Source organism: Qipengyuania marincola (assembly GCF_029688625.1).
Lineage (GTDB): Bacteria > Pseudomonadota > Alphaproteobacteria > Sphingomonadales > Sphingomonadaceae > Qipengyuania.
The window spans coordinates 157116-182858 of sequence record NZ_JARULC010000003.1 but is presented as its reverse complement, the minus strand read 5'-3'; the positions used below and the strand labels follow the sequence as shown (position 1 = coordinate 182858).

The window sequence follows — 25743 nt, the reverse complement described above, 5'->3', positions numbered from 1 at the left end:
CGCGCGCACGGCTTACATCATGCACGGCTTCGCCAATCCCAAACGGTTCCTCGCGCTCGCCAGCTGGCTGACTCCGGCTTTGCTCGCTGGCGGCCTCGTGGTGTCGGCGGCGGCGATCTGGTGGGGCCTGACGCAGGTGCCGCCCGACCGGCTCATGGGCGAAACCGTTCGTATCATCTTCCTTCACGTACCGGCCGCCTGGCTCGGCATGGGCGGCTGGACCACCATCGCCATCGCCAGCCTCGTCTTTCTCGTGTGGCGGCATCCGCTGGCTGCGCTGGCGGCCCGGGCGGCTGCGGTCCCGGGCCTCGTCTTTACCGTCATCTGCCTCGTCACCGGATCGATCTGGGGCCGACCGACCTGGGGGACCTGGTGGGTGTGGGACGGCCGATTGACCAGCATGCTGGTGCTGGCGTTTCTCTACCTTGCCTATATCGCGCTGGCGCAGGCAGCAGAGCGCGAGGGCGTGAGCGCGCGCATCCCGGCGATCTTCGGCCTGGTCGGGGCGGTCAACATTCCGATCATCAACCGCAGCGTCGTGTGGTGGAACTCGCTCCACCAGCCACCCAGCATCACGCTGGGCAAGAGCGCGATCGACGGGGTCTATCTCGTCCCGCTGCTCGTCGCGGTCGTCGGCTTCTCGCTGATCTTCGGCGGCGTGATCCTGGCACGGATGCGCGCTTTGCTCGCCGATATCCAGGCCGAAGCGCGCTTGCGTCGCAAGGCGAGCGAGGCGGCGTGATGCGCGAGATGCTCGACCAGTGGGATTTCGTCGTGGCGGCCTATGCCATCGGTATTGTAGCTACGCTTGCGATGATTATGTGGGCGTGGATCGATATGAAGCGCGCCGAGATGCGGCGCGAACGCTCGCGACGAAAATGAACCATCCTGCTCACAACGGCTCCCGGTTGAAGCCCAAGCATCAGCGACTCGTGCTGATCGTGATCGCCCTGATCGCACTGATCGGGGCGGGCTTGCTGGCCGCCTATGCGCTGCGCAATCAGGCGAACTATTTCTACCTGCCCGAGCAGATGCAAGCCGACCCGCCGGAGGTGGGCCAGGCTGTCCGCCTCGGCGGGATGGTCGAGCAGGGCTCGCTGGCTACCGATCCGGATGGCGTGACCTTGCGTTTCGCGGTTACCGGCAATGACGGGTCTCGCATTCCCGTGCAGTTCAGCGGGATCGCGCCCGACCTTTTCGTCGAAGGTTCGGGCGTCGTCGCCGAGGGCCGCCTCGCCGCCGACGGGACATTCGTCGCCGACAATCTCCTCGCCAAGCACGACGAGAATTATGTCCCGCGCGAGCTTGAGGGTATGAGCCAGCGTCAGGTCGCCGAAGTGACCGAAGAGACGACGGTCGGCATCGAATGATCGCGGAACTCGGCCATGCCGCGCTGTGGCTCGCCGCCGCGCTCGCCGCGCTGCAAATGGCGTCCGGCTTTCTTGCCTTGCGCGCAGCAGAGGGGAGCGAGATCGCCGCGCTGGTCCGGCCCAGCGCAATAGTGCAGGGCGCGCTCGCGAGCTTTTCTTTCGCCATGCTGCTCTGGCTGTTTGCGGTTACCGACCTTTCGGTGAAGCTGGTCGCCGCCAACTCGCATTCGCTCAAGCCACTGGTATTCAAGCTGTCCGGCACCTGGGGCAACCATGAAGGGTCGATGCTCCTGTGGGTGACAGTCATGTCGCTTGCGGGGGCTCTTATCGCCCTGATCGAGCGTCGGCTGCCGGATCGCACCATGAACGCCACGCTCGGCGCACAGGGTCTCGTGGCACTCGGTTTCTATGCCTTCCTGATCCTCAGCTCGAACCCGTTCGAGCGCCTGCCCGTGCCCGCACCCGAGGGGCTGGGCCTCAATCCGCTGTTGCAGGACATCGGCCTCGCCTTCCATCCGCCCACGCTTTACATGGGTTATGTCGGCCTTTCGGTCGCTTTCAGCTTCGCGGTCGGTGCGTTGCTCACGCGGCAGGTGACCCCCGACTTTGCCAGTGCGATGCGGCCATGGGTGCTCGGGGCGTGGGTGTTCCTGACCCTCGGTATCGTCGCGGGATCCTATTGGGCCTATTACGAGCTCGGCTGGGGCGGCTGGTGGTTCTGGGACCCGGTCGAAAACGCATCGCTCATGCCCTGGCTTGCTGCCACCGCACTGCTGCATTCCACCAGCGTGCTCGCCAGCCGCGATGCGCTGCGTGTCTGGACGATCATGCTGGGCGTGGTCGCCTTCTCGATGAGCATGGTCGGCACGTTCCTCGTGCGGTCGGGCATCCTGACCAGCGTCCATGCCTTCGCGGTCGACCCGGAGCGGGGCACATTCATCCTCATCCTGCTCGGGCTGTTTATCGGAGGGGCGCTGCTCCTGTTTGCCTTGCGGGCCAACACGATCAGCGAGGGCCAGCGGTTCAACGCGACCAGCCGCGAAGGCGCACTCGTTTTCAATAACGTCATGCTGAGCGCGATCTTGGCAATCGTCCTTCTCGGGACCCTGTATCCCTTGCTGACCGAGGCATTCGACGTGAGGGTTTCGGTCGGTCCACCCTATTTCAATCCGGTCGGCGCGATTTTCGCGGTGCCGATGTTCGCCATCATGGCAATCGGTCCCCTGCTGCGCTGGCGACAGGACCGGGTTGAGCGCATCCGCCCCGAATTGTCCCTTTTTGCGGCGCTGGTTCTGGTCGCGCTGATCGGTTTCGGCATTGTCGCCAATGTGGCGATCCTGCCCTTGCTTGGCCTCGCCCTGGGCATCGGCCTCGCAGTGGCCAGCTTTCTGCCCCTTCGCGGTCGCAGCCTGAAGCGCGTACCACTGGCTACGTGGGGCATGGTCGTCGCGCATTTCGGAATCGCAGTGGCGCTGCTTGGGATGGCCAGCGAAAGCGCCTTTTCGCGCGAGAAGCTGGCCGCCATCGAGCCGGGCCAGACGACACAGGTCGGGCCGTGGAGCGTCACACTTTCCGATGTCGTCCCGGTGGCCGGTCCGAACTGGACCGCGCTCGAGGGACGGCTGAGTGCAAGCTATGACGGCAGCGAGCCCGTCGCCCTTACACCACAGTCGCGTCGCTTCTGGGCACCTCCTCAGCAGACGACCGAAAGCGCCCTGTCGACCCGCTGGAACGGCCAGCTTTATGCCGTGATCGGCGATCGCTCGCCCGATGGCCGCTGGCAATTGCGCCTGTGGTGGAAACCCTTCGTGACGCTGATCTGGTATGGCGGCCTGCTGGTCGCCCTGGGCGGGGCGCTGGCGCTCGTCGGGCGGGTAATCACGGATGTGCGCCGCCGTCGTATCGCCGCGCGCATCGTCGAACGGCGCTCTGATCGGGAGGCGCTGGCATGAGCTGGAAGGTCTGGCTGCCGCTGTTCCTGTTCGCGGGCTTCCTTGGCCTTGCCGCCTATCAGCTGACGCAGCCGAAGGATGATTTCGTCGAAAGTCGCATGGTCGGGGAGGCCTTGCCCTATTTCGACCTTCCGCCCGCGACCGGAGGCGTGGAAGGCGCCGCGACGACCGATTTCCAGGATGGCACGCCCAAGCTCCTCAACATCTGGGCCAGCTGGTGCCTGCCCTGTATCGCCGAGGCACCGCAGCTCGAACGGTTGAAAGAGGCCGGCGTCCCGATCGTCGGCATCGCCATCCGCGACCGGCCGGAAGACGTCGCGCAATTCCTGGCCCGGCACGGCAACCCCTACAGCCGGATCGCCCGTGACGATTTGTCCGAGGTGCAACTGGCGATCGGTTCTTCCGGCGTGCCCGAGACATTCGTGATCGATGGGCGAGGCTACATCCGCTACCAGCACATTGGCGATATTCGCGAGGATGATGTCGCCACCTTGCTTGGCGAACTCGAGGCGGCGCGATGATGCGGTTCATTTTCGTTGCTCTCGCGCTATTGTTTGCGCCCCCTCTCGCGGCGCAGGATACCATGCCGCCTGCGCCCTTCGCCTATCGACAGCTGGACGATCCGGCGCAGGAAGCCGCAGCGCAGGAGCTCATGGAAACGCTGCGCTGCCTCAAGTGCCAGTCGCAATCCATCGCTGATAGCGATGCGCCCATGGCGGGCGACATGCGCCATCAGGTTCGTATCCGCATCGCCGCGGGCGAAGCGCCCGAAGATGTGCGCGCCTGGCTGACCAGCCGCTATGGCGATTATGTCAGCTACAAACCCGAGGTGAGTGCGGTCACATGGCCGCTGTTCGCCATCCCCGGGCTTCTGATAATCCTTGCCGGCGCAGTATTGTTCGGTCGGCTGCGGAAGCGCAGCGCGTGAGCTGGGTCGTCATCCTGTTGCTGGCGGCACTGACCTTTGTCGCGGCAGCGGCGTTGCTTGGCCTGCCACGCAGCGTCTGGGCCCTGTTCGGCACGGCCATGCTGCTGGGACTGGCAGGGTACGCATTGCAGGGATCGCCTGACCAGTCCGGCGCGCCTAGAGCGGCCGTGGATGCACAGACTTCGGGTTCGGGCGAGGCCATGGTCAGGGCGCGTCGCGAATTCTACCCGGCCGGTGCATTGCCGTCGCGCTTCGTCGTAACTGCCGATGCCTTCGCCCGGCGTGGCCAGTTCGATCAGTCGGCGCGCTTCCTCTCGAATGCGTTGACCGAGAATCCGAACGACTCCGAGGCTTGGGTGGCGCTGGGCAATTCGCTGGTCGAGCATGCCGAGGGGCGGCTGACCCCCGCGGCGCTCTATGCTTACTCGCGCGGTGAGGAGACCGGTGGCGGCAATCCGGCGCCGACCTATTTCCTTGGGCTCGCCTGGCTGCGTGCAGAGGAACCGCAGCGGACGCGGCAGCTTTGGGCCGAACTGCTTGACGACGCGCCTGCGGATGCGGACTGGCGCCCCCTTCTGGCGGAGCGACTGGCCCGCCTCGACATGCTGCTGAGCGCGGCTCCTGCCTCACCGCCTGTCGATCGCGCCGAGTGACGGTCGGTTCCCGCATGATGTTGCGGACGGGCGTTGGTGCTGCTAATCGCCGCGGCCTTGCACGGGGTCGATCCCCGTTTCTCGGGCAAATGACGCGATGCGGTCGGACCTTTTAACTCATGAGCGATAGCACTGCCGTGCGGGACCCGGTGCCCGAAGGGATACCGTCGACCGATGGTCGCGGCCATGGCCATGGCGGAGCGTCGCGCACTGCACTGGCAGTTGGCGCGATCGGCGTCGTCTTCGGCGACATCGGCACGAGTCCGCTCTACGCCTTCCGCGAGACGTTTTCCGGCGCGGCCAATATCGCGATCGACCGGATGCACGTGCTGGGCGTCGTCAGCCTGATCTTCTGGTCGATGCTGATCGTCGTGGCGATCCAGTACGTGACCATCCTCATGCGCGCCGACAACAAGGGACAGGGCGGCAGCCTGGCGCTGATCGCGCTGATCAGCCGCCATATCGGCCAGACCAAATATGCCTGGCTCGTCGTCCTGCTGGGCGTATTCGCGACTTCGCTGTTTTACGGCGACAGCATGATCACGCCGGCAATCTCGGTCCTGTCGGCCGTCGAGGGCCTGACGGTGGTCGACAGTCGGCTCGATCCCTTGGTCATACCCATCGCGCTGGTGCTGTTGGTTGGCCTATTTCTGTTGCAAGCGCGCGGAACGGCCAAGGTTGGCGCGCTGTTCGCGCCGGTGATGATCGTCTATTTCACCGTCATCGCCGGGCTGGGGCTGAACCAGATCGTGCAGAACCCTGACATTCTCTGGGCGCTCAACCCGTACTACGCGGTGATGTTTTTCGTCACCGACGGTGTGGTCGCCTTCCTCGCGCTGGGCGCGGTGGTGCTGGCCGTCACGGGATCGGAAGCGCTCTATTCGGACATGGGCCATTTCGGGCGCGGACCGATGCGGTTGAGCTGGTTCGGCTTCGTCATGCCGTGTCTGCTGCTCAATTACTTCGGGCAAGGCGCGATGATCGCTGGCCTGCCACCGGAGCAGGCCGCCGAAGTCGTGCGCAACCCATTCTTCCTGCTGGCGAGCGAGGAATACCGGCTGCCGCTGGTGATCCTCGCCACCATGGCCACCTTCATTGCCAGCCAGGCGGTGATCTCCGGCGCTTTCAGCATCACCCACCAGGCGATGCAGCTCGGTTTCATGCCGCGCCTTTCGATTCGCCACACCAGCGAGACCGAGGCGGGTCAGATCTACATCCCGGTCATCAACTGGGCGTTGATGGTGGCAGTGATCGTGCTGGTGCTGACCTTCCAGACCTCCTCCAACCTCGCCGCGGCCTATGGCATCGCGGTGACCGGCGCGGTGACGATCGATACGATCCTGATGGGCGTGCTCTTTGTCGGCGTCTGGAAGTGGAAGTGGTGGGTCGCCCTGCCGATCGTGGTGTTCTTCCTGATCGTCGACGGGGCCTATTTCGCTGCGAACCTCGTCAAGGTGCCCGATGGCGGCTGGTTCCCGCTGGTCGTCGGCCTCGTCGCCTTCACCCTGCTGACCACCTGGGCGCGCGGGCGCAAGCTGATGCGCGACCGCATGAGCGAGACGGCCCTGCCGATAGAAATCTTTGCCAAGAGCGCGAAAAATTCCGCCACTCGCGTGCCGGGTACCGCCATCTTCATGGCCAGCCAGACAGCCGGCGTTCCCAGCGCGTTGCTGCACAATATCAAGCACAACAAGGTGCTGCACGAACGCGTGGTGATCCTGACCGTGCTGATCGACGACAGCCCCTATGTCGACAGCGACCGGCGCTGTGAAATCCATGACCTTGGGGACGGGTTCTACAGGGCGATCCTGCACTATGGCTTCATGCAGGAAACGAACGTGCCCGAAGGGCTGAAGGAAATGGAACGCTGCGGCGGCAAGTTCGACATGATGCACACCAGCTTCTTTCTGAGCCGTCAGACCCTGCTCGCCAGCGACGATCCCGGCATGCCGATCTGGCGCGAGAAGATCTTCGCATGGATGCTGCGCAATGCGGCGACGGCGATGGATTTCTTCCGCCTGCCGACCAATCGCGTGGTCGAACTGGGGAGCCAGGTGGAAATTTAGCTTCTTAGCACTAGCAGCTTTGCAATCGAGAGTTGGTGTCTCTAGGTTTCCCATTGGGAGAGCCGGCTTTGAGGCACTTGCCAGAACCCGAAATCGATATTCGCTTGCTTGGCCGCGAGCGGGAGCCTGTCGTCATAATCGATGGCTTTAGCGGCATGCTAGACGTTCTCCGGCAGCAGGCCACCGCAGCGAATTTCGCACGCGCCGACGCATACTATCCGGGCATACGGGCCAAAATGGACCCCGGCTATCTCGATCTGCGCCGTGAATTGCTATTGGCGATCCTTCAGCGGACCTTCGGCTTGCAGCAGCACGTTCGTCTCGTATCTGCGCATTTTTCGCTGGTGACAGAACCCGAAGAGAGACTCGTCGAGAAGCAGCGTATCCCGCACTACGACGATACCAGCGGTCAGGTGATCGCGATCATGCATTACCTTGCCGATGCAAACACCGGAGGCACGGCTTTCTATCGTCACCGACGGACGGGGTTCGAGAAAATCACCACCGCCCGACGTCCGCAATATGATTCCGCGCTGATTGCCGATGATGTGGATTACGGAGAGCCTCCCGCCAAATATCATCACGGAACTTCAAACCGCTACGAAATGATCGAAGAAATCGCAGCGCGGCCCGACCGGCTCATACTTTATCGCGGATGGACGCTGCATTCGGGGGTCATTTCCGATCCGCGAGAATTATCCAGCGACCCGGCGAAGGGGCGGCTGACCATCAATATGTTCATCGCGGGTTCGTGAGACGGCTTGTCGAACAGATAAATCTCTTACCCTCGTCAGGATCGGGAATCCCTAAGCCGTCGGCGGCTCGTCCTTGGCGACCTCGTCCGCATCGTCCAGGGCAAGTCCGTGCCGCAGCAGCATGGGGATCTGGGTGAAGGTGAACAGGAAGCTCAGCGGCATGAACACCCACAGCTTGGCCCAGAGCCAGCCTTCGAAGCCCATCACCCGCACCAGCACCTCGTTCAGCACGGCGAGGGCGAAGAAGAAGAAGCCCCAGTTGCGCGAGAGCTTGAGCCAGCCCTCGCGGTCCACGCCCTCGAAGGCGGCTTCGAGCAGGATCTGCAGCAACGCCTTGCCGCGCAGCCAGCCACCGACAAGCAGCAGGCCGAACAGAACATAGATCGCAGTCGGCTTGAACTGGATGAAGCGTTCGTCCTGCAACCAGATGGTCAGCCCACCGAACCCCACGATCAAGGCGGTCGACAGGATCAGCATGGGGCTGACATGGCCAAACTTGAACTTGCTGAATGCCAGCGCGAAGACGGCTGCGACCATGAAGGCAATGGTCCCGTAAATGACCGCAGCGATCTCGCCGAAAGTGGAATCGGCGGGCGGCTGGTAGAACTTGTAGACGCCCAGGAAGACCAGCAGCGGCCCATAGTCGACGAGGATGTTCAGCCAGCCCGACTTGGGCTTTTCGGTCGTCTTCTCGGTCACTCTGCCACTCCTGCGATCACGCGCGCGACCAGGTCGGGGTCGAACGGGCGCAAATCGTCGATCTTCTCGCCCACGCCGATGGCATGGATGGGCAGGCCGTATAGCTGCGCTGCCTGCACCAGCACACCGCCGCGAGCCGTTCCGTCGAGCTTCGTCATGACCAGCCCGGTCACGCCCGCCACCTCCTTGAAGACGTCGATCTGCGACAATGCATTCTGGCCGTTCGTCGCGTCGAGCACCAACACCACATCATGCGGCGCTTCCGGATTGAGCCGACCGAGGACTTTTCGGATCTTGGCCAGCTCGTCCATCAGCTCGCGCTTATTCTGCAGGCGCCCGGCGGTGTCGACGATCAGCACATCGGTGCCGATGTCGGTCGCCTTCTTCACCGCGTCGAACACGATGCTGGCCGGGTCGCCCCCTTCGGGACCGCGCACGATCGGAACGTCGATCCGCTCCGCCCATGTGGCCAGCTGTCCGATCGCCGCGGCGCGGAACGTGTCGCCCGCGGCCAGCATCACGGCATAGTCGTCTTCCTGAAACAGGTGCGCCAGCTTGGCGATGGTCGTGGTTTTCCCGCTACCGTTGACGCCGATGACCAGCACGACCTGCGGACGCGGAAAGGCCGTGATCTCGAGCGGTTTGGCCACGGGCCGAAGGATCGCGGCGATCTCCTCTGCCACAGCTTCCTTCAGTTCGCGCTCGGTTATCTGCAGGCCGAACCGCTTTTCGCGCAACGCCTCGCGAATGCGGGCCGCGGCGGTCGGGCCGAGGTCCGACAGGATGAGCGCGTCTTCGACATCGTCGAGAGTCGCATCGTCGAGCCTGGCCGTGCCGACGACTTCGGTCAGGTTTTCCGTCAGACGTTCGGAGGTCTTCTTGAACCCCCCGAAGAGGCGCTCTGTCCAGCTGGGTTTGTCGCTCATGTCAGCAGGCCGTTCTCGCATCCTTGCGGCGTTACGGTGAGGATTTGCCCGGGTCGTGTGCCGGGTGGCACCGAAACGCGCGCGAAGTGCGGAGTGTAGCCGGTGCCGTCGCGTTCCGCGAGGACGGACTGCGGCTTATCGACCAGTGACGCCAGCCATTCGTCGCGCGTCGCTCCCGCTGCCGCGCGCAAGTCGGCGGCGCGTGATTTCACCCGTGCACGATCGACCTGGGGCATCCGCGCGGCGGGCGTGCCGGGGCGGGGCGAATAGGGGAAGATATGCGCATGAACGATCTCGAGCTCGCGAATGATGGCGAGGTTCGCTGCATGGTGCTCTTCCTCCTCAGTCGGGAAACCGGCGATCAGATCGGCACCGATGGCTATGTCTGGGCGCGCTTCCTTGAGGCGCTGGACGAGCGCGATTGCATCGCCCCGCAGGTGGCGGCGGCGCATCCGCTTCAGGATGAGATCGTGCCCGTGCTGCAACGACAGGTGGAGGTGCGGCATCAGACGCGTCTCGCTGGCGAACAGATCCAGCAGCAGCGGGTCGATCTCGATCCCGTCGAGCGACGACATGCGCAGACGGCCGAGCTCCGGAAACGAGTCGAGCACTGCGCGCACAAGCTCGCCAAGCGCGGGCCTTGCAGGCAGATCGTGTCCCCAGGAGGTGACGTCCACACCGGTGAGCACCACTTCGGGTGCGCCGTGGGCCAAGTGGCGTTCAACCTCTTTCAGAACCTCGCGAATATCGAGCGATCGGCTCGGGCCGCGTCCCTGAGGGATCACACAAAAGGTACAGGCGTGATCGCAGCCGTTCTGGACCGCAACAAATGCGCGCGTCCTTTCCTGTGGCGCGGGCGGAACATGGCCGGGGACATTCCAGGCGCGCGCGTCGAGCTTGGCAGTGTTTGCGACAAGTCCGTCGACTTCGGGCATGGCGGCCAGCTGGTCCCGCTCGATGTCGGCGGCGCAACCGGTCACCAGCAGGCGGGCGCCGGGATTGGCGCGGCGCGCACGCCGGATTGCCTGGCGGGTCTGGCGAACCGCCTCTCGCGTCACGGCGCAGCTGTTCACAACGACCAGGTCCTGTTCCTGCGCGAGCATTGCGCGGATCTGTTCGCTTTCGGAGATATTGAGCCGACAGCCGAGCGAGATGACCTGCGCCTCGCTCACGCAAAATGGTCCCATTCGAAGGTGCCGCGATAGCTTTCGGTGGCGGGGCCGGTCATGCGAATGCGGTTATCTTCATTCCATTCGATCCTCAGGTCCCCGCCCGGCAGCGTTACCCTTGCTTCGCGTTCGACCAGCCCGCGACGCATGGCATGCACTGCCGTGGCGCAGGCACCCGTTCCGCAGGCCCGGGTCAGGCCGACGCCTCGTTCCCATACACGCAGGCGAATGTGCGTCCGGTCGACGATTGTCGCGACATTGACGTTCACCCGCTGCGGAAACAGCGGATCGTGTTCGATGGTCGGGCCGATTTCCTCCAGCGCTACGGCATCGGCGTCCTCAACGAAGAAGATCACATGGGGATTGCCGACGTTGACGGCTCCTGGCGTCTCGAGCCCATCCCAGCCGACCGGCATGCTCGCGGTGTCCAGCGGATAGGCTAGGGGAATCGCGTCCCAGTCGAAACGCGGCGTGCCCATGTCCACGCTTGCACCGTCCTCACTGGGTTCGACGCCGATCGTCCCGCCCGAGGTTTCCACCCGCGCGGGCGAGCCATGCAGTAACGCAACCGCGCGACTGGCGTTTCCGCAGGCCTCGACCTCGCCGCCATCGTGATTGAAGATGCGCATCCTGAAATCGGCACTGACGCTCGGTTCGAGCACAATGAGCTGATCGCAACCGATGCCTTCGCGCCGGTCAGCGAGGGCGCGGGCGACGGCGCTGGTCATCGCGGGCAGGGCTTCCTCGCGCGCGTCGAGCACGACGAAATCATTGCCGAGGCCATGCATTTTGGAAAAGGCGACACGCATCACGAGGCGCATCTATGCAGTGCGGGGCACAGCGTCCAGTGGAGAAGGTCGGTTCAGCCGACCCGCGCGTCGCCCCCGGGCCGCGGGGTCGGGCGCGCGCCGAATTCGATTTCGGTGACATTATCGGCCGCGGCATCGGCCAGCAGGTCGAGGGCAGCGAGCCGTTCGAGCACTTTTTCGGCTGGCTCGGGCTTGCCGTAATGATAGCCCTGACCCTTCAGCTTGCCCATTGATTTGAGCGCTTCGAGCACCTGTTCGTTTTCCACGCCCTCGGCCGTGATCGGGAGATTGAGCCCGTCACCCATGGAAACGATCGCGTCCACCAGCTTGCCAGTATCCGCTTCCGAACCCAGTTCGGATATGAAGGTCCGGTCGATTTTCAGGCGATCGAACGGCAGGGTTCTAAGCTGCGACAGGCTGGAATAGCCGGTGCCGAAGTCGTCGAGGCTGATGTGCACGCCCTGATTGCGCAGCGACGTGATCATCGAGCGAACCATGCCGACGTTTTCATGCAGGCAGCTTTCGGTAATCTCGACGTCGAGCCGGCTGGCGGGGAAATTGTGCTTCACGAGGAGCTTGAGCAGTTTTTGCGCAAACCACGGATCGCGCATCTGGACCGGGGAAATGTTGACCGAAAGGCTGATCTCGTGCGCCCAGAGCTTTGCATCCTCGAAGGCTTGCGCAATCAGCCGTTCGCTCAATTCCCCGATGACGCCGATTTCCTCGGCGATGGGGATGAAGATGTCAGGGCCGACCACGCCGAGCTCTGGCGATTCCCAGCGCGCCAGCATTTCGAAGCCGGACAGCTTGCCGGTCTCGAGATCGACCTGCTGTTCGTAATAGGGCTTGAACTCGCCGTTCGCGATGCCCTTGCGAATGCCGGTTTCCAGCTCGTTGCGGAACCGCAGCTCGTTTTCCATCGAGACTTCGAACCAGTAATAGCGGTTCTTGCCGTGCTTTTTCGCGTGATACATGGCGATATCCGCCTTGTGCATCAGCTTTTGCGCGGAGGCCGTGCCCTCGGTCGGCTGGGTGAGGTGCTTGCTGGAGGCTATGCCCACGGAGATCGTCACATCGAGCGACATGCCCTCGTGCTTGACCGGAGATGCGACGTTTTCGATCACGCGCGAAGCCAGCTGGTCGATCCGGTCCTGCATCTGCGGATGATACGGCACCACGCACAGGAATTCGTCGCCACCTAGCCGCGCAAGCAGGCCGTCTTCGGGCAATAGCGCAGCGATGCGGCGGGCGGTGCACTGCAGCACTTCGTCACCCGCCATGTGGCCGTTGAGGTCGTTGATCTGCTTGAAGTTGTCGAGGTCCAGCGCGATGACCGCAAGCGCGCGTTCGCGCTCCATGCGTTCGGCGAGCAAGTCGGCCAGGGCGATCGTCAGGCTGCGCCGGTTGAGGCAACCGGTCAGATGATCGCTGTCGGCCAGGCGCCGCGCTTCCTCTTCCGACGCGCACCGGCGCTTGAGCTCTGCGGTGAGGGCCTTGTAGCGGTTCCACCCGAGCAGGATCAGAGCGATGTTCAGCAGCAGCGCATTGGTCAGAACCAGATCGGGTGCGGCGGAGGTGCCCTGTAGCGCGCGAACCATCATCGGCAGCGCCACGCCCGCAGTGCTGATGAACAGGATGATGGCAGCCAGAGCTATGCCTAGCGTAACGATGTCGCGTTCGCGCCGTGCACTCTGTCGCGCGCGGGCCTTTGCCTGCAGTCGCTCTGACGCTGTCGAAAAGTCGGACAATCCAACCCCCAAAATCCAGTGGGTCGGCTTTACGGGTGGGGACCTAAGAAGCGGTTAATCCATTCCTTTACGCAAGCGGGTCTGGTCAGGCCATAGCCGGGTCGTTAGGGGCGGAGCGCGCTGCGGCCCCTTTTGAAAGGACAGAATATCCATGCGTTACTGGCTGATGAAATCGGAACCCTTCAAGTACAGCTGGGACGATCTCGTCGCCGAGAAAGAGGGCACGTGGGACGGCGTCCGCAATCACCGTGCGAAAAACAATCTTGCTGCGATGGAGGTTGGCGATCAGGCGTTCTTCTATCATTCGCGCGAAGGGCTGGAGATCGTCGGGATTTGCGAGGTCAGCGAAGCCGGGATCACCGACCCGACAGACCCCGAGGGCAAGTGGGCCGCAGTGAAGGTGATTCCGAAGACCAAGCTGCCGCACCCGGTCACACTGAAGCAGATCAAGGCGGAACCGCAACTGGCGGAATGCGAACTGGTGAAACTGTCGCGGCTGTCAGTCGCGGAAATCAAGCCCGACGAATGGTCCGTCATTCTCGAGATGGCGGGCATCTGATCGGATGAACTGCCGGAACGGGTGACCGGCCTCGCCGGTTCGACAGGAGCATATCCATCGAACACGAGGCTCATAATGGCAGACTTTACCGACAAGCGTTTCCTCATCACCGGCGGCACCAGCGGCTTCGGGCTGGAGGCGGCGAAGATGATCGCCGCGCAGGGCGGCCATGTCGCGGTAACCGGCATGAGCGAGGGGCATCTCGAGGATGCGCGCAAGGCGCTGCCCGATGATGCGCTCGTGCTCCAGAACGACGCATCGGATCCCCAGGCGGCCACTGAACTGGCCAAGGCCGTACGCAACAAGTTCGAGAAGCTGGACGGACTGTGGCTGAACGCCGGCTACGGCAAATTCGGCCCCAATGATGAAAACGACGCCGAATTCTTCGACAAGATGATGAATACCAACGTGCGCGGGCCGGTGCTGCAGATGGCCGAGTTGATCGACGATATCTCGGAGGGCGGCGCGGTGCTGCTCACATCCTCTGTCGCGCCGTATCTTGGGCAGGCGCAGGGGGCCGTATATGCGGCGACCAAGGCCGCGTGTCTCGCCCTGGCTCGCAGCTGGTCGAGCGCCCTGGCGGAGCGGAAGATTCGGGTGAATTCGGTCGCCCCCGGTCCGATCGACACCAATTTCATGGAAGGCATGGGTCTTTCCGATGAGGAAAAGGACCAGTTCATGGAGCAGATCCAGAACCAGGTCCCGCTCGGCCGTTTCGGGGAATCACGCGAGGTTGCGGAGGTCGCCCTGTTCCTGCTGTCCGACCGGGCCAGCTATGTGACCGGCAGCGAATACTTCGTCGACGGCGGCATGACCAAGCGCTGAAGTTGGCTGACTTCGTTTGATCGCGATCCATGACCGCATCGACGCATGTGATCGGAACACCATTCCCGGGCGCCCATTAATGTATTGTTATGGCGCAGGAAATTGCGCTTCACTTTAGAGGAGACGAGCCATGGGTGAACTTACCGAAAAGATCAAAGGCAATGCCAACGAAGCCGTCGGCAATCTGAAGCAGCGGTCGAACGATCCCGAAACGCGCGCGGAAGGCCGCCAGCAGGAAGCCAAGGGCGAGGCGCAGCAGTTCAAGGGCGAAGTCGAGGGCAAGCTCGGCAACGACATCTGAGGCTGCTCAAGCAAGCCTGAAAAGGCCGCGCCGGTTTTCCGGGGCGGCCTTTCTAATGCCTAGCGCCCTCGCAGGCCGCTGACGCTGGCACCGCTGGCGGCCAGTTGCTCGATGTCGATGCGGCAATGGATGAGCCGCAATCCGCTGCGACCCTCGGCAGCGACAAGTGCGTCCTTGAACTGCTCGGTCGTTTCCGCAATGGCGGACCAGCCGCCGAATGCGTCGGCCATGAGTGCGAAGTCTGGATTTGAGAGGCGCGTCGCGCTGATCCGATTATCGCCGGGGAATTCGCGCTCCTGATGCATGCGGATAGTGCCATAGGCCCCGTTGTCGACAACGATCACGATCAGGTTCGCGCCATGCTGGACGGCGGTAGCCAGTTCCTGTCCGTTCATCAGGAGATCGCCATCACCCGCAGCGGCCACGACGGTCCTTTCGGGAAAGCGCAGGGCGGCGGCGACGGCGGCAGGCACGCCATAGCCCATCGCGCCGCACGTCGGCGCAAGCTGGCTCGGAAAGCCGTTGTAACGCCAGTATCGATGCCACCAGCCCGCGAAATTGCCTGCGCCGTTGCAGACGATCGTATCCGCGGGCAGCGTATCGCGCATGAACTGGACGGCAAGGCCCATATCGAGAGTGTGATCGTTCGGATGTGCGGTCGCCCAATCCTCCCACTCGGCATGCGCGTGGCGCCCGGCATCGAAATCGATTGCCTCGCCATCGTCCCACAGCGCCGCGCTCTCGGCGAACTCATCCATGCTTGCGCAGATGGCGAGATCGGTCGGATACACGCTGTTGAGCTCGTTTGGATCGGGATGGACGTGGATCAGCTTGCGCTCAGCATCGAGCAGCGGCGGGACGGTGTAGCCGTCGGTCGTCGCCTCGCCGAGCCGTGCGCCGACCGCAAGGATCAGGTCGGCGGCTTTCACGCGCTCGACCAATTTGGGGCTGGGGCCATATCCCAGGTTTCCGGCATAGACCGGACTGCTCGGCGAAATCGCGTCCTGCCGCCGGAACGCAGTGGCAACTGGTATCCCGAGGCGTTCGGCGAAGACCTGGAAATGGTTGCGGGCTTTCGCATTCCAACCCGCGCCGCCGATGATGGCGACGGGTGAGGCCGCATCGCCGATCAGCGCCATCATCGCCTGCATCGCGTCGGGGCAGGGTGCCTGCGCCGGCCGCTCCACCCTCGCGCGTGGCATGGCCCTGGTGTCCCTGCTGAGCATGTCTTCGGGCAGGGCGAGCACGACCGGCCCCGGGCGACCCGAGATCGCTGTTGCATAGGCGCGGGCGACATATTCCGGAATGCGGTCGGCGCTGTCGATCCGTGCGGCCCATTTCGCGATCGGCGTGAAGAAGGCGGCGAAATCGACTTCCTGGAAGCCCTCCCGATCCCGCATTTCGCTGTCGACATCGCCCACGAAGAGGATCATCGGCTGCGAATCCTGCATCGCGACATGGACGCCGATGCTGGCATTGGTTGCGCCGGGCCCGCGGGTCACGAACGCAACGCCCGGCCTTCCGGTCATCGCCCCGTCGGCGCAAGCCATGAAGGCGACGCCGCCCTCCTGCCGACAGGTCACCACATCGATGGCGTCTTGCTGGCCCAGTCCGTCGAGGACCTGGAGGAAGCTCTCCCCCGGAACGGTGAAGATCCGGTCGCAGCCCTGTTCAATCAGGCAATCGACCAACAGGCGCGCAGCAGCGGGCGTTTTCGTCTCTCTCATCGCGCTGCGCGTAGCCCGCAGCCGAGCGGGTTACAATCGGCCAACATGGTTAATTTCGTCTCTTTCGTTTCGTTTTGCGACAGCCCGGTCTCGGCGGGATACCAAAACGTTAAAAAAGCGTTAACCCGGTACTATGAGACGCGCACTGGTCCTATCGAGCGAGGCATCCCGGCACTGGTTCCGGGCCAGCCTTCCCCAACGTCGCCTCGGATTTGCGGACATTCCGGACAATGAGCCGGTCGACTGGACATTGAGTGCCAGCGATGTCCGCGGTGTCGCGACGACCTATTTCGCCACGCTTGCGGCGGTCCTGGCCTTCATAATCTAGGTCGATCAGGCGCCAGCAGCCGCCGCCGCTTCCGCAGCGGCATTCTCGGCCGCGATCAGGCGGCGTGCAAGCCAGGCCGCGAACAGGCACATGGCGGCACATAGCAGCACCTGCTCGGTGATCGGCACGCCTGCCGCGCTCAGCGCCATGGCGGCGAGCGAACCGGCGACCATCGCCCCCGAATTGACGATGTTGTTCGCCGCAATCGTGCGGGATGCGCGGTCGGGCGACACGCGTGTGGTGAGGAAAGCATAGAGCGGCACCACGAACATGCCCCCGGCCACTGAAATGCCAAGAAGGCAGAGCAGCAGCACCGCGGCCATGGGCCAGGCGATGAATTCGCTGACCGACAATAGCGTCTCGGGCTGGTCGGCCTGCCACATCTTCGCGACGATGTAGAAGGCGACGACGAACAGCCCCATGACGATTACCGACACCGGCGAATAGCGCGCCGAAACTCGGCCCTTGAGCAGTGCATTCACTGCGACCGAACCGATGGCCACGCCGATTGAGAACACCACGAGGAAGAGGCTCGCGACTTCCGGGCTGGCCATGATCGTGTTCTTGGCGAGCGGCGGAAACTGGATGAACAGCACCGCGCCGATGGTCCAGAAGAAGCTGATCGCGAGGATGGCGTAATAGACTTCCCTGTTGTGCATCGTGTCGCGCACCAGCTTCACCGAGGCGCGGATGATATGCCAGTCGAGCTTCTCCACCTCGCCCATCGGCGGGGCAGGGGGCACTTGGCGGCTGACGAGATAGCCGATGCAGGCGGTTACGATGATGCCGATGGCCGCCCAGCCGGTATAGTCAACCGCGATCGGCCCGGCGAGGATCGTGCCGGCGAGAATTGCGACATAGGTTCCCGCTTCGACCAGGCCGGTCCCCGCGAGAACCTCGTCCTTTTTTAGGTGCTGCGGCAGGATCGCGTATTTGATCGGACCGAGGAAGGTCGATTGGACGCCCGTGAGGAACAGCGCCAGCAGCAGTAGGGGGATGGCGACACTCTGTACCATAATGCCATTGTAGGCGAGGTAGAGGCCGCTTGCCCCGATCACCATCAGCCCGATCTCGCAGGCTTTCACCGTGCGAATGATCTTCGCCTTGTCGCGCATGTCGGCCAGCTGTCCGGCCAGCGCCGACAGGATGAAGAAGGGCAGGATGAACAGGCCCGATGCCAGGCCGCTGAAACTCGCCTCGGTCGCCGGGTCGCTATAGACCGCGTAGACGACAAACAGGACCATGGTGGTCTTGTAGAGATTGTCGTTGAACGCGTTGAACAGCTGCGTGACGAACAGCGGCAGGAACCGCCGGGTGCGCAGCAAATGCGTGGATGTAAGCATGACCCCCCGGGAATGGCCCCGTTTCTCGGCGACCCTAGTAGAGGCCCAACGCGGTGGCGGACAAGGACAATCGGCGGCTTTTGCGGCAGGACGTAAGCGGCTAGGGGGATAGCGCCATGCTGAGCCTGCCGAACATTCTCACATTGTCGCGCATATTCGCCATCCCGGTGCTGGCCTTCCTGCTGTGGTGGCCCGGCTGGGAAGAGGGCTATCTCGCCGCCTTCCTGCTGTATTGTGCGATGGGCATCACCGATTATTTCGACGGCTATCTCGCACGCTCGAGCGGGACGGTGTCGAAGCTGGGCATCTTCCTCGATCCGATCGCCGACAAGATCATGGTGGCGGCGGTGATTCTCGTGCTCGCGGCGCAGGGCGTGCTGCGCGGACCGTATGTCGGCGACGCCCATGTGATTGCCGGGCTGATCATCCTGATGCGCGAGATTGCCGTCTCCGGCCTGCGCGAATTCCTTGGCCCGCTGCAGGTCTCGGTCCCCGTCAGCCGCCTCGCCAAGTGGAAGACGACCTTCCAGATGGTCGCGCTGGGATCGCTTATTCTGGGGCGAGGACTGCCGAATTGGGAAGTGACGGTCGGCGGCATCGCAGCGAACGTGCCGCATACCGTCGGCCTTGCCACCTTGTGGGCGGCGGCAGTGCTGACGGTGATCACCGGCTGGGACTATTTGCGCGTCGGCCTGAAGCACATGGACTAGCGGCGGGGGACCTACAGACTGAATTCAACCATCGTTTTGGGGAAGGTTCAGAAGCCCGTCGCCCACCAATCTGCGAAGGAGCCATTCGGACCCCGCTTGGCTAAGATGGTCGTCGTCCTGGTAAAGTATAGTCTCGCCAAGTTGGACGACGCATTCTTTCGGACATAGAATATCCCCGGGCGCGATTGCCTGCGCCTGATGACGCGAAACCACGGCGTCGATAATTGCGTTCGTGTCGCGCGCACGGCGAACGTAGTCGTTACGATCCAGACTAGTGATCTCGTTGCCGGTCCATGCCTGACGTACCAGTGCTTTGGGGACATCATAGCCGAATTCGGGCGTCGGACGCATGACAATGACCCGCAGTCCCTCTTCCTTCAGTTCTCGCACAGTGGAATCCAGGCCGCGGAACATCAGGGTTTCCCGAGATAGTCCGAAGTCGCTACCGGCGGTTTCGACCGGCGCCAAATGCGCCTCCGTTCCGGCCTCACCGGCCGCGCGATCTCCTTCGGCGAGCAGCGCCCACCGGCTGATGAGAAGAACGGTGGTGTCTTCCGGAACTAGCCGGATTGCTCCAAGCACTCGCTCATTGTGCGTAGCACACTCTCGCCCGTCATGCTTGTCCGATCGAACCACGCCGATAAGGGAAGCGCAGGCGGGCCGGACATACGCAACGCCGGTCAAATCGTGCTCGTCCAAGACCTCGTCGAAAGCATTCAGCATCGCTAGGGAATGAGAATCGCCCCATACGACAACATCCGGTTCGCCCTCTTCGTCCCATTGCTCCCCAATCCTGCATCCCGATCCCGCAGCGGACCGCTCTTCGCATTCGATCGAAAGCGTGCCGCGATCCTTGGCCAGGCGGTAAGACATCTGCGTTTCCGGCGGCACCCGATGCGGAAATCCAGCGAAGGAAAAGGGCAACAGGGCGACTACGGACGCGGCGGCGATGCCCGATGCGGACCATGCCAGCACTCGCTTCGGGCCGACCGTCGGTCTACCACCTCTAACGCGGAAAGGCTGCTCGATGAAGCGCCAGGACAAGGCGGCAAGGATCAGAGATGACAAGACACAGGCGAGGGCAACTTCAAGGGAAAGATCTGCGGTGGCAAACCAGATTCGCGTGAAGACGATCAACGGCCAATGCCAGAGATAGAGGGAGTAAGAAATAAGGCCGATGGCAACGAACGGTCGCCATGCCAAAGCCTTTGCTATCGTGGTCGGCCGGTCGCTACCGCTCCAGATGAGAAGGCAGGTCCCCAGGCATGCAGGAAGCGCAAGCCATCCCGGGAAGGGCATCGTTTCATCAATCAGCAGAACGCTGCCAACAACCAGGAAGAGGCCGAACAAGGCTGACGCTTCTGCCGTCACTCGATTGCGCGCAGCGGGAATGACGCCGATAGCAAGTAGAGCGCCGAAGCCCAATTCCCAGAACCGGGTCGGCAGGAGGTAGAACGTCGCGATCTGGTCGCGGGACAGTCCGTAAACAGACAGGGCAAAGGAAGCGATGCACAGACCGCTCAGTATCGCGAGTCGATAGCGGGATAATGGTCCCAACAGCATCACCAAAAGAGCGGGAAAGAAAAGGTAGAATTGTTCTTCTACTGCCAGCGACCAAGTATGCAGCAGCGGATCGAAAGCGACCCCGGCTCCGAAATAGTCCGATCCTGCCCCGAAAAACCTGATGTTAGATACAAAGCCAATCGCCGCGATACTGGAAACGCCAAGAGAAGCGTATTCATCGGGCAGAAGAATGAACCATCCCGCAACGAGGCAGGCGAGAATGACGCTGAGGGCTGCCGGCAGGATTCGCCGCGCCCTGCGCTCGTAGAATCGGGCCAGCGAAAATGAGCCCCGATTTATATCAGCCAGCAGAATACCGGTGATCAGGTAGCCTGAGACGACGAAAAACACGTCGACTCCGATGAAACCGCCCGCAAACAGCGGAAATCCCGCGTGACACAGTACAACAGGCATGACCGCGAGACAGCGGATGCCATCGATATCGGGCCGGTGTTTCATGCCGTAATTTGAAGCCGCCGGAACGGCCGCGACAAGTTAATTGTGCGGCCCTATCCCAATGAACCCTGACGGATCACTTTAGTCGTATTTCGCCGATACTTCGGCTCGTCACAGGCTGGGTCGGTCTTGTCGAATGTCGGGAGAAATTTTCACCCCGCCCGCAATTCCTCCGCCAGCAGCTCGAAATCATCGCGGCGCGGGGAATTCTTCCGCCAGATCAGCGCGATCTCGCGTTTGGCGTCCTTGTTCTTCAGGGGGCGGGCAACCACGTCGGTGCCGTTGAGGATACCGGCGTCGACCGCCATTTTCGGCAGCATGGTCAGCCCGAGATCATTGTCCACCATCTGGACCAGCGTATGCAGGCTGGTGCCGATCATCGTGGCGGAGGCGCGCAATTCGGGCCGGTTGCAGGCGGCGAGCGCATGTTCCTTGAGGCAATGGCCGTCTTCCAGCAGCAGCAGGCGCCCGCCTTCGCTCAGGGAATCGATCATGCTCGCCGACACCTCGGAGGGGGGATCGCGCGGATCGTCCTTGGGCAGTGCGACGTAGAGTTCGTCGTCCGAGATATGCGCCATCTCCACCTCGCCGGTGGCAAAGGGGAGGGCCAGCAGCACGCAGTCGACTCGCCCATGTTGCAGCGATTCGACGGCGTCGTGGCTGGTTTCCTCGCGCAAAAAGAGCTTGAGGTCCGGACGTTCCTTGCGCAGGCGCGGCAGGAAACGCGGCAGGAGGAAGGGCGCGATCGTCGGGATCACGCTCATGCGTAGTTGGCCCGCCAGCGGCTTGCCCGCAGCCTGCACCAGGTCAGCCAGCTCCTCCGCCTCGCGCAGGATACGGTGCGCCTTCTCCACCACCTGATTGCCGAGCGCGGTGAACCGCACGACGCGGCGGCTTCGCTCGACCAGCGTCACGCCGAGCAGCGATTCGAGCTCGCGAATGCCGGCGCTGAGTGTCGATTGCGACACGAAGCTCGCCTCGGCCGCGCGGCCGAAATGGCCGTGTTCGTGCAGTGCGACCAGATACTGCAACTGCTTGAGGGTGGGTAGGTAGGTACTCACTCTGCCGCCTGCGTCTCGACCATGTCGGCCTGCATATCGTCTACATGGGTCATGTGGAGACGGCCCTTCTTGACCGCGAAGGCCAGCTTGCCTTCGACCAGGTCGAGCGCGTCCTTGCCGAACACTTCGTAGCGCCAGCCCTGCAGGATCGGCAGGTTGCGCACGCCGGCTGCGAGCGCCTCCATCTCGTCCGCACGGGTCAGCAGGCGCGCAGCGACGTCGATTTCCCGTGCCCGGATCTTGAGCAACAGCTTGAGCAGGTCTGCGACCAGTGCGCCTTCCTTGCCCAGCGGCGCTCCAGGCTTGCTCTTGGCCGGCATCTCGTCCTTCGGCAAAGGCTCCGCCTTGTCGATTACCTTCATCAGGCGCTTGCCGATATCGTTGTCCTTCCACGCATTGGACAGGCCGCGCACCTTGGTGAGATCGGCCTGTTTCTTGGGCGGATGGCTGGCAATGTCGGCCAGGGTTTCGTCACGCATAATGCGGCCGCGGGGGATATTCTTGTGCTGCGCCTCGCCCTCGCGCCAGGCAGCAAGCGCCTTCAGTCGGCCGAGGACGGAGGGGTTGCGGCCCGGCGAGCGGATGCGGTGCCATGCGCTGGCCGCGTCATTGGCGTAATTCGCGGGATCGGCGAGCTTGTCCATTTCGGCATCGAGCCATGCGCCACGGCCGGTCTTGACCAGCTTGTTCAGGATCTTGGGAAAGATCTTCGACAGGTGCGTCACATCGCCGATGGCATATTCGATCTGGCGGTCGGTCAACGGGCGGCGGCTCCAGTCGGTAAAGCGCGCGCCCTTGTCGACCGTGATGCCGAGCCAGCTTTCGACGAGATTGGCATAGCCGATCTGTTCGGATTGGCTGATCGCCATCATCGCGATCTGCGTGTCGAAGATCGGATGAGGGGTCTTTCCGGTGAAGTTATAGACGATCTCCACGTCCTGCCCGCCGGCGTGGAAGACCTTGAGCACGTCCTCATTGTCGCACATCAGGTCCCACAGCGGCGAAAGGTCGATCCCGTCGGCCAGTGGATCGATCGCCGCGGCCTCTTCCTCGTTGGCGATCTGCACCAGGCACAGCTCGGGCCAGTAAGTGTTCTCGCGCATGAACTCGGTGTCGACGGTGACGAAATCGCTTTTCGCCAGGCGCTCGCACATATCGGCGAGGGCGTCGGTGGTGGTAATCAGATCGTGTATCTTCATCGTGTCTTTTCTATCTGTGGGACGGAGTACCGTCCTCGGCCGCTGCGAGCCTTGACAAAAAGCTGCAGGTGCCCTGTTAGCGCGCGCGATTCCTGCTAGAGGAGCGCGTCGTTCGCGCCCTTAGCGCCATACATCCGAAATTGGAAAGACTTCCAGATGCACGCTTACCGTACCCACAACTGCGCTCAGCTGACGAAGAACAATGTCGGCGACACCGTCCGCCTGTCGGGATGGGTGCACAACAAGCGCGACCATGGCGGCGTACTGTTCGTCGATTTGCGCGACCATTACGGCATCACCCAGATCGTGGCTGACGAGGATAGCGAGGCGCTGCCGATCCTCGACCGGATCAAGCTGGAATCGGTTGTCACCATCGATGGGACGGTGAAGGCGCGCGACGATGTGGCGGTGAACAAGAACCTGCCCACCGGCGAGATCGAGGTCTTCGCCCGTTCGGTCGAAGTGCAGAGCCGCGCGGAGGAACTGCCGCTGATCGTCAACAGCGCCGAGGATTATCCCGAGGAAACGCGCCTCAAGTATCGCTTCGTCGATCTGCGCCGCGAGCGCGTCCACGCGAATATCATGCTGCGCAATCGCGTCATCACCAGCCTGCGCCGCCGCATGATCGATCAGGGCTTCAGTGAGTTCCAGACCCCGATCCTAGGTGCATCCAGCCCCGAAGGCGCGCGCGACTATCTCGTGCCCAGTCGCCTTCACCCGGGCCGCTTTTACGCGCTTCCGCAGGCGCCGCAGATGTTCAAGCAGCTGCTGATGGTCGCCGGGTTCGACCGCTACTTCCAGATCGCGCCATGCTTCCGCGACGAAGACCTGCGCGCCGACCGCAGCCCCGAATTCTACCAACTCGACTTCGAAATGAGCTTCGTGACGCAGGAAGACGTCTTCCAGGCGATCGAACCGGTTCTCGCCGGCGTCTTCGAAGAATTCGCAGACGGCAAGAGCGTGACGCCCGCGGGTGAATTTCCGCGCATTCCCTATGCCGAGGCGATGCTGAAATACGGGAGCGACAAGCCCGATTTGCGCAATCCGCTGATCATCTCGGATGTCACATCGCATTTCGAAAAGAGCGGCTTCGGCCTGTTCGAAAAGATCGTCGGCGGCGGTGGCCGGGTGCGCGTGATCCCCGCGCCGAACACGCATGAGAAGAGCCGCAAGCTCTTCGACGAGATGAACGACTGGGCGCGCCGCGAAGGTTTCGCCGGCCTCGGCTACGTCACTCGCAAGGGCGGCGAATTCGGTGGCCCCATTGCCAAGAACCACGGCACGGAGGGCATGGAGAAGCTTTATGCCGAACTCGGCCTTGGCGAGAACGACGGTCTGTTCTTCGCCGCGGGTAAGGAAAAGGACGCCGCCAAGCTGGCCGGTGCTGCACGCACCCGCGTCGCAGAAGAGCTCGGCCTTATCGAGGAAGGCTGCTTCAAGTTCTGCTGGATCGTCGACTTCCCCATGTTCGAATATGACGAGGACGCCAAGAAGGTCGATTTCAGCCACAACCCCTTCTCCATGCCGCAGGGCGAGATGGAAGCGCTGGAGACCAAGGACCCGCTCGATATCCTTGCATGGCAGTACGACATCGTCTGCAACGGCTACGAGCTGTCATCGGGCGCCATCCGTAACCACCGCCCGGACATCATGTACAAAGCCTTCGAGATCGCCGGCTACACGCAGGAAGATGTCGATGCGAACTTCAGCGGCATGATCGAGGCGTTCAAACTCGGCGCGCCGCCGCACGGCGGCTCGGCGCCCGGTATCGACCGCATCGTCATGCTGCTCGCCGACGAGCCGAACATCCGCGAGGTCATCGCCTTCCCGCTCAACCAGAAGGCGCAGGATCTGATGATGGGCGCGCCAAGCGTGGTCGCGCCGAACCAGCTGCGCGATGTCCACATCCGCCTCGGCGGGGCCGCACTCGAAGCGCAAAAAGCTGCCACCGAAGCCGAGAAGACCGACATGAACAGCAACGCCGCGACGCGGGACGCGCCCGAACGCAGCGACGACAGGTGATACGAAAAGGGCGCGGATCGCTCCGCGCCCTTCAATTTCCGATTACGGATTTGGCGTCAGTCGTACTGGCGTTCGATCATGTCCCCGAACTGTTCACCTTCGCGAATTTCGCCGAGACACTGTTGCACCACGCCGCGTTCGCTCGCCTCGAGCTGATCGCCATCGAGGGCTTCTTCGAACTTTCCGCGGATATAGTCCTCGCCTTCCTCGACGCGTTCGGCAGCAGCTTCGTCGCCGCTTTCGAAGGCATCGGCGATGCTGGCGAACATCTGGTGGGCGGAGCCCGAAATCGTGCCCTTGGTCACCAATTCCTCGCCTTGGCGCTCAAGCTGGGCATTCATTTGGGCGAGGGTCTGTTCGCGCTGCTGCAGGCGCTGGTTGAGAGCCTGCTTCAGCTGCGGACTGTCTGCCTTCTCGGCAGCTTTGCGGTAGCCTTCGACCGAATCGAAGGTCGTGTCGGTCAGGCTCTTGAATACTGAACTGGTCATGGTCGTCGTCCTTTTGTAACAGGTTGATATTCAACCAACCTTCGACGGCGAGCATCGGTCCGGCCCTTATAGCATCATGGCGCAAT

The 25743-nt window shown here is 62.9% G+C and carries 26 protein-coding genes; 15 read left to right on the top strand and 11 right to left on the bottom strand.

Annotated elements, in window-relative coordinates; all coding sequences use genetic code 11:
- Positions 1-19: 19 nt before the first annotated feature.
- The 9 genes from ccmC to P8Q88_RS10665 all read left to right on the top strand — a co-directional run bounded on the left by ccmC (position 20) and on the right by P8Q88_RS10665 (position 7724).
- Positions 20-742 carry a heme ABC transporter permease CcmC gene (ccmC, locus tag P8Q88_RS10705; protein ID WP_278323826.1) on the top strand — a complete coding sequence of 241 codons (723 nt, stop codon included), beginning with the start codon at positions 20-22 and terminating at the stop codon, positions 740-742.
- A complete protein-coding gene (locus P8Q88_RS10700; protein ID WP_278323825.1) occupies positions 742-882 on the top strand; it encodes a hypothetical protein in 141 nt (46 codons plus the stop codon). The genes ccmC and P8Q88_RS10700 overlap by 1 nt, the downstream gene beginning before the upstream one ends.
- Positions 879-1370, top strand: coding sequence for a cytochrome c maturation protein CcmE (gene ccmE, locus P8Q88_RS10695; RefSeq protein WP_278323823.1), 492 nt, complete (start codon positions 879-881; stop codon positions 1368-1370). The genes P8Q88_RS10700 and ccmE overlap by 4 nt, the downstream gene beginning before the upstream one ends.
- Positions 1367-3322, top strand: a complete 1956-nt coding sequence (locus tag P8Q88_RS10690) for a heme lyase CcmF/NrfE family subunit (protein WP_278323822.1) — start codon at positions 1367-1369, stop codon at positions 3320-3322. The genes ccmE and P8Q88_RS10690 overlap by 4 nt, the downstream gene beginning before the upstream one ends.
- A complete protein-coding gene (locus tag P8Q88_RS10685) occupies positions 3319-3843 on the top strand; it encodes a DsbE family thiol:disulfide interchange protein (RefSeq protein WP_278323821.1) in 525 nt (174 codons plus the stop codon). Before P8Q88_RS10690 ends, P8Q88_RS10685 begins: the two co-directional genes overlap by 4 nt.
- Positions 3840-4250, top strand: coding sequence for a cytochrome c-type biogenesis protein (locus P8Q88_RS10680; protein ID WP_278323820.1), 411 nt, complete (start codon positions 3840-3842; stop codon positions 4248-4250). Before P8Q88_RS10685 ends, P8Q88_RS10680 begins: the two co-directional genes overlap by 4 nt.
- Complete coding sequence (locus P8Q88_RS10675; RefSeq protein WP_278323819.1) at positions 4247-4903, top strand: tetratricopeptide repeat protein; 657 nt, start codon at positions 4247-4249, stop codon at positions 4901-4903. The genes P8Q88_RS10680 and P8Q88_RS10675 overlap by 4 nt, the downstream gene beginning before the upstream one ends.
- A gap of 119 nt (positions 4904-5022) precedes the next feature.
- Complete coding sequence (locus P8Q88_RS10670) at positions 5023-6969, top strand: potassium transporter Kup (RefSeq protein WP_278323818.1); 1947 nt, start codon at positions 5023-5025, stop codon at positions 6967-6969.
- A 68-nt stretch (positions 6970-7037) separates the two neighbouring features.
- Entirely contained in the window at positions 7038-7724 is a 687-nt protein-coding gene (locus P8Q88_RS10665; RefSeq protein ID WP_278323817.1) for a DUF6445 family protein, read from the top strand.
- A 51-nt stretch (positions 7725-7775) separates the two neighbouring features.
- On the opposite strand, the gene P8Q88_RS10660 is transcribed toward P8Q88_RS10665, so the two are convergent.
- Genes P8Q88_RS10660 through P8Q88_RS10640 form a run of 5 tightly spaced genes read right to left on the bottom strand, consistent with a single transcriptional unit; the run spans position 7776 to position 13075 of the window.
- Positions 7776-8423: an inner membrane-spanning protein YciB gene (locus P8Q88_RS10660; protein WP_278323816.1), complete on the bottom strand. Its 648-nt coding sequence runs from the start codon at positions 8421-8423 to the stop codon at positions 7776-7778.
- Complete coding sequence (ftsY, locus tag P8Q88_RS10655; protein WP_278323815.1) at positions 8420-9349, bottom strand: signal recognition particle-docking protein FtsY; 930 nt, start codon at positions 9347-9349, stop codon at positions 8420-8422. Before ftsY ends, P8Q88_RS10660 begins: the two co-directional genes overlap by 4 nt.
- Positions 9346-10521: a MiaB/RimO family radical SAM methylthiotransferase gene (locus tag P8Q88_RS10650; RefSeq protein ID WP_278323814.1), complete on the bottom strand. Its 1176-nt coding sequence runs from the start codon at positions 10519-10521 to the stop codon at positions 9346-9348. Before P8Q88_RS10650 ends, ftsY begins: the two co-directional genes overlap by 4 nt.
- Positions 10518-11327 (bottom strand): diaminopimelate epimerase, encoded by an 810-nt coding sequence (dapF, locus tag P8Q88_RS10645; protein ID WP_278323813.1) that lies wholly within the window; start codon positions 11325-11327, stop codon positions 10518-10520. The genes P8Q88_RS10650 and dapF overlap by 4 nt, the downstream gene beginning before the upstream one ends.
- Before the next feature lie 53 nt (positions 11328-11380).
- Positions 11381-13075 carry a putative bifunctional diguanylate cyclase/phosphodiesterase gene (locus tag P8Q88_RS10640; RefSeq protein WP_278323812.1) on the bottom strand — a complete coding sequence of 565 codons (1695 nt, stop codon included), beginning with the start codon at positions 13073-13075 and terminating at the stop codon, positions 11381-11383.
- 151 nt (positions 13076-13226) lie between these two features.
- Here P8Q88_RS10640 and P8Q88_RS10635 point away from each other — a divergent pair, with 151 nt between their 5' ends.
- The 3 genes from P8Q88_RS10635 (at position 13227) to P8Q88_RS10625 (ending at position 14760) form a co-directional block, all read left to right on the top strand.
- The gene (locus P8Q88_RS10635) at positions 13227-13634 is read left to right on the top strand and encodes an EVE domain-containing protein (protein WP_278323811.1); all 408 of its coding nucleotides are present in this window, start codon (positions 13227-13229) and stop codon (positions 13632-13634) included.
- 75 nt (positions 13635-13709) lie between these two features.
- The gene (locus P8Q88_RS10630; RefSeq protein WP_278323810.1) at positions 13710-14459 is read left to right on the top strand and encodes an SDR family oxidoreductase; all 750 of its coding nucleotides are present in this window, start codon (positions 13710-13712) and stop codon (positions 14457-14459) included.
- A gap of 130 nt (positions 14460-14589) precedes the next feature.
- Complete coding sequence (locus tag P8Q88_RS10625) at positions 14590-14760, top strand: CsbD family protein (RefSeq protein WP_278323809.1); 171 nt, start codon at positions 14590-14592, stop codon at positions 14758-14760.
- 59 nt (positions 14761-14819) lie between these two features.
- On the opposite strand, the gene P8Q88_RS10620 is transcribed toward P8Q88_RS10625, so the two are convergent.
- Positions 14820-16487 carry a thiamine pyrophosphate-binding protein gene (locus tag P8Q88_RS10620; RefSeq protein ID WP_278323808.1) on the bottom strand — a complete coding sequence of 556 codons (1668 nt, stop codon included), beginning with the start codon at positions 16485-16487 and terminating at the stop codon, positions 14820-14822.
- Positions 16488-16620: 133 nt separating this feature from the next.
- On the opposite strand from P8Q88_RS10620, the gene P8Q88_RS10615 reads away from it, so the two are divergent.
- Entirely contained in the window at positions 16621-16815 is a 195-nt protein-coding gene (locus P8Q88_RS10615; RefSeq protein WP_278323807.1) for a hypothetical protein, read from the top strand.
- Between the two features lie 5 nt (positions 16816-16820).
- Here the strand turns inward: P8Q88_RS10615 and P8Q88_RS10610 are convergent, their stop codons facing one another.
- Positions 16821-18158 carry an MFS transporter gene (locus tag P8Q88_RS10610; protein ID WP_278323806.1) on the bottom strand — a complete coding sequence of 446 codons (1338 nt, stop codon included), beginning with the start codon at positions 18156-18158 and terminating at the stop codon, positions 16821-16823.
- Positions 18159-18274: 116 nt separating this feature from the next.
- Here P8Q88_RS10610 and pgsA point away from each other — a divergent pair, with 116 nt between their 5' ends.
- Entirely contained in the window at positions 18275-18868 is a 594-nt protein-coding gene (gene pgsA / locus P8Q88_RS10605; RefSeq protein WP_278323805.1) for a CDP-diacylglycerol--glycerol-3-phosphate 3-phosphatidyltransferase, read from the top strand.
- Between the two features lie 24 nt (positions 18869-18892).
- Here pgsA and P8Q88_RS10600 read toward each other — a convergent pair whose 3' ends face one another.
- From P8Q88_RS10600 to rnd, 3 genes are all read right to left on the bottom strand, one after another.
- On the bottom strand, positions 18893-20890 hold the full coding sequence (locus P8Q88_RS10600) for an acyltransferase family protein (protein ID WP_278323804.1): 1998 nt from the start codon (positions 20888-20890) through the stop codon (positions 18893-18895).
- Between the two features lie 149 nt (positions 20891-21039).
- A complete protein-coding gene (locus P8Q88_RS10595) occupies positions 21040-21948 on the bottom strand; it encodes a hydrogen peroxide-inducible genes activator (RefSeq protein WP_278323803.1) in 909 nt (302 codons plus the stop codon).
- Positions 21945-23147 (bottom strand): ribonuclease D, encoded by a 1203-nt coding sequence (gene rnd, locus P8Q88_RS10590; RefSeq protein WP_278323802.1) that lies wholly within the window; start codon positions 23145-23147, stop codon positions 21945-21947. The genes P8Q88_RS10595 and rnd overlap by 4 nt, the downstream gene beginning before the upstream one ends.
- Before the next feature lie 156 nt (positions 23148-23303).
- On the opposite strand from rnd, the gene aspS reads away from it, so the two are divergent.
- On the top strand, positions 23304-25169 hold the full coding sequence (gene aspS, locus P8Q88_RS10585) for an aspartate--tRNA ligase (RefSeq protein WP_278323801.1): 1866 nt from the start codon (positions 23304-23306) through the stop codon (positions 25167-25169).
- Between the two features lie 56 nt (positions 25170-25225).
- Here aspS and P8Q88_RS10580 read toward each other — a convergent pair whose 3' ends face one another.
- The gene (locus tag P8Q88_RS10580; RefSeq protein WP_278323800.1) at positions 25226-25657 is read right to left on the bottom strand and encodes a ferritin-like domain-containing protein; all 432 of its coding nucleotides are present in this window, start codon (positions 25655-25657) and stop codon (positions 25226-25228) included.
- Between the last annotated feature and the right edge of the window lie 86 nt (positions 25658-25743).

What these genes read in the sequence shown, in the direction of transcription:
- ccmC (WP_278323826.1), top strand. Translation starts at nt 20, where the DNA reads ATGCACGGCTTCGCCAATCCCAAACGGTTCCTCGCGCTCGCCAGCTGG.
- P8Q88_RS10700 (WP_278323825.1), top strand. Translation starts at nt 742, where the DNA reads ATGCGCGAGATGCTCGACCAGTGGGATTTCGTCGTGGCGGCCTATGCC.
- ccmE (WP_278323823.1), top strand. Translation starts at nt 879, where the DNA reads ATGAACCATCCTGCTCACAACGGCTCCCGGTTGAAGCCCAAGCATCAG.
- P8Q88_RS10690 (WP_278323822.1), top strand. Translation starts at nt 1,367, where the DNA reads ATGATCGCGGAACTCGGCCATGCCGCGCTGTGGCTCGCCGCCGCGCTC.
- P8Q88_RS10685 (WP_278323821.1), top strand. Translation starts at nt 3,319, where the DNA reads ATGAGCTGGAAGGTCTGGCTGCCGCTGTTCCTGTTCGCGGGCTTCCTT.
- P8Q88_RS10680 (WP_278323820.1), top strand. Translation starts at nt 3,840, where the DNA reads ATGATGCGGTTCATTTTCGTTGCTCTCGCGCTATTGTTTGCGCCCCCT.
- P8Q88_RS10670 (WP_278323818.1), top strand. Translation starts at nt 5,023, where the DNA reads ATGAGCGATAGCACTGCCGTGCGGGACCCGGTGCCCGAAGGGATACCG.
- ftsY (WP_278323815.1), bottom strand. Translation starts at nt 9,349, where the DNA reads ATGAGCGACAAACCCAGCTGGACAGAGCGCCTCTTCGGGGGGTTCAAG.
- dapF (WP_278323813.1), bottom strand. Translation starts at nt 11,327, where the DNA reads ATGCGTGTCGCCTTTTCCAAAATGCATGGCCTCGGCAATGATTTCGTC.
- P8Q88_RS10635 (WP_278323811.1), top strand. Translation starts at nt 13,227, where the DNA reads ATGCGTTACTGGCTGATGAAATCGGAACCCTTCAAGTACAGCTGGGAC.
- P8Q88_RS10630 (WP_278323810.1), top strand. Translation starts at nt 13,710, where the DNA reads ATGGCAGACTTTACCGACAAGCGTTTCCTCATCACCGGCGGCACCAGC.
- P8Q88_RS10625 (WP_278323809.1), top strand. Translation starts at nt 14,590, where the DNA reads ATGGGTGAACTTACCGAAAAGATCAAAGGCAATGCCAACGAAGCCGTC.
- P8Q88_RS10620 (WP_278323808.1), bottom strand. Translation starts at nt 16,487, where the DNA reads ATGAGAGAGACGAAAACGCCCGCTGCTGCGCGCCTGTTGGTCGATTGC.
- P8Q88_RS10615 (WP_278323807.1), top strand. Translation starts at nt 16,621, where the DNA reads ATGAGACGCGCACTGGTCCTATCGAGCGAGGCATCCCGGCACTGGTTC.
- P8Q88_RS10610 (WP_278323806.1), bottom strand. Translation starts at nt 18,158, where the DNA reads ATGCTTACATCCACGCATTTGCTGCGCACCCGGCGGTTCCTGCCGCTG.
- pgsA (WP_278323805.1), top strand. Translation starts at nt 18,275, where the DNA reads ATGCTGAGCCTGCCGAACATTCTCACATTGTCGCGCATATTCGCCATC.
- P8Q88_RS10600 (WP_278323804.1), bottom strand. Translation starts at nt 20,890, where the DNA reads ATGAAACACCGGCCCGATATCGATGGCATCCGCTGTCTCGCGGTCATG.
- rnd (WP_278323802.1), bottom strand. Translation starts at nt 23,147, where the DNA reads ATGAAGATACACGATCTGATTACCACCACCGACGCCCTCGCCGATATG.
- aspS (WP_278323801.1), top strand. Translation starts at nt 23,304, where the DNA reads ATGCACGCTTACCGTACCCACAACTGCGCTCAGCTGACGAAGAACAAT.
- P8Q88_RS10580 (WP_278323800.1), bottom strand. Translation starts at nt 25,657, where the DNA reads ATGACCAGTTCAGTATTCAAGAGCCTGACCGACACGACCTTCGATTCG.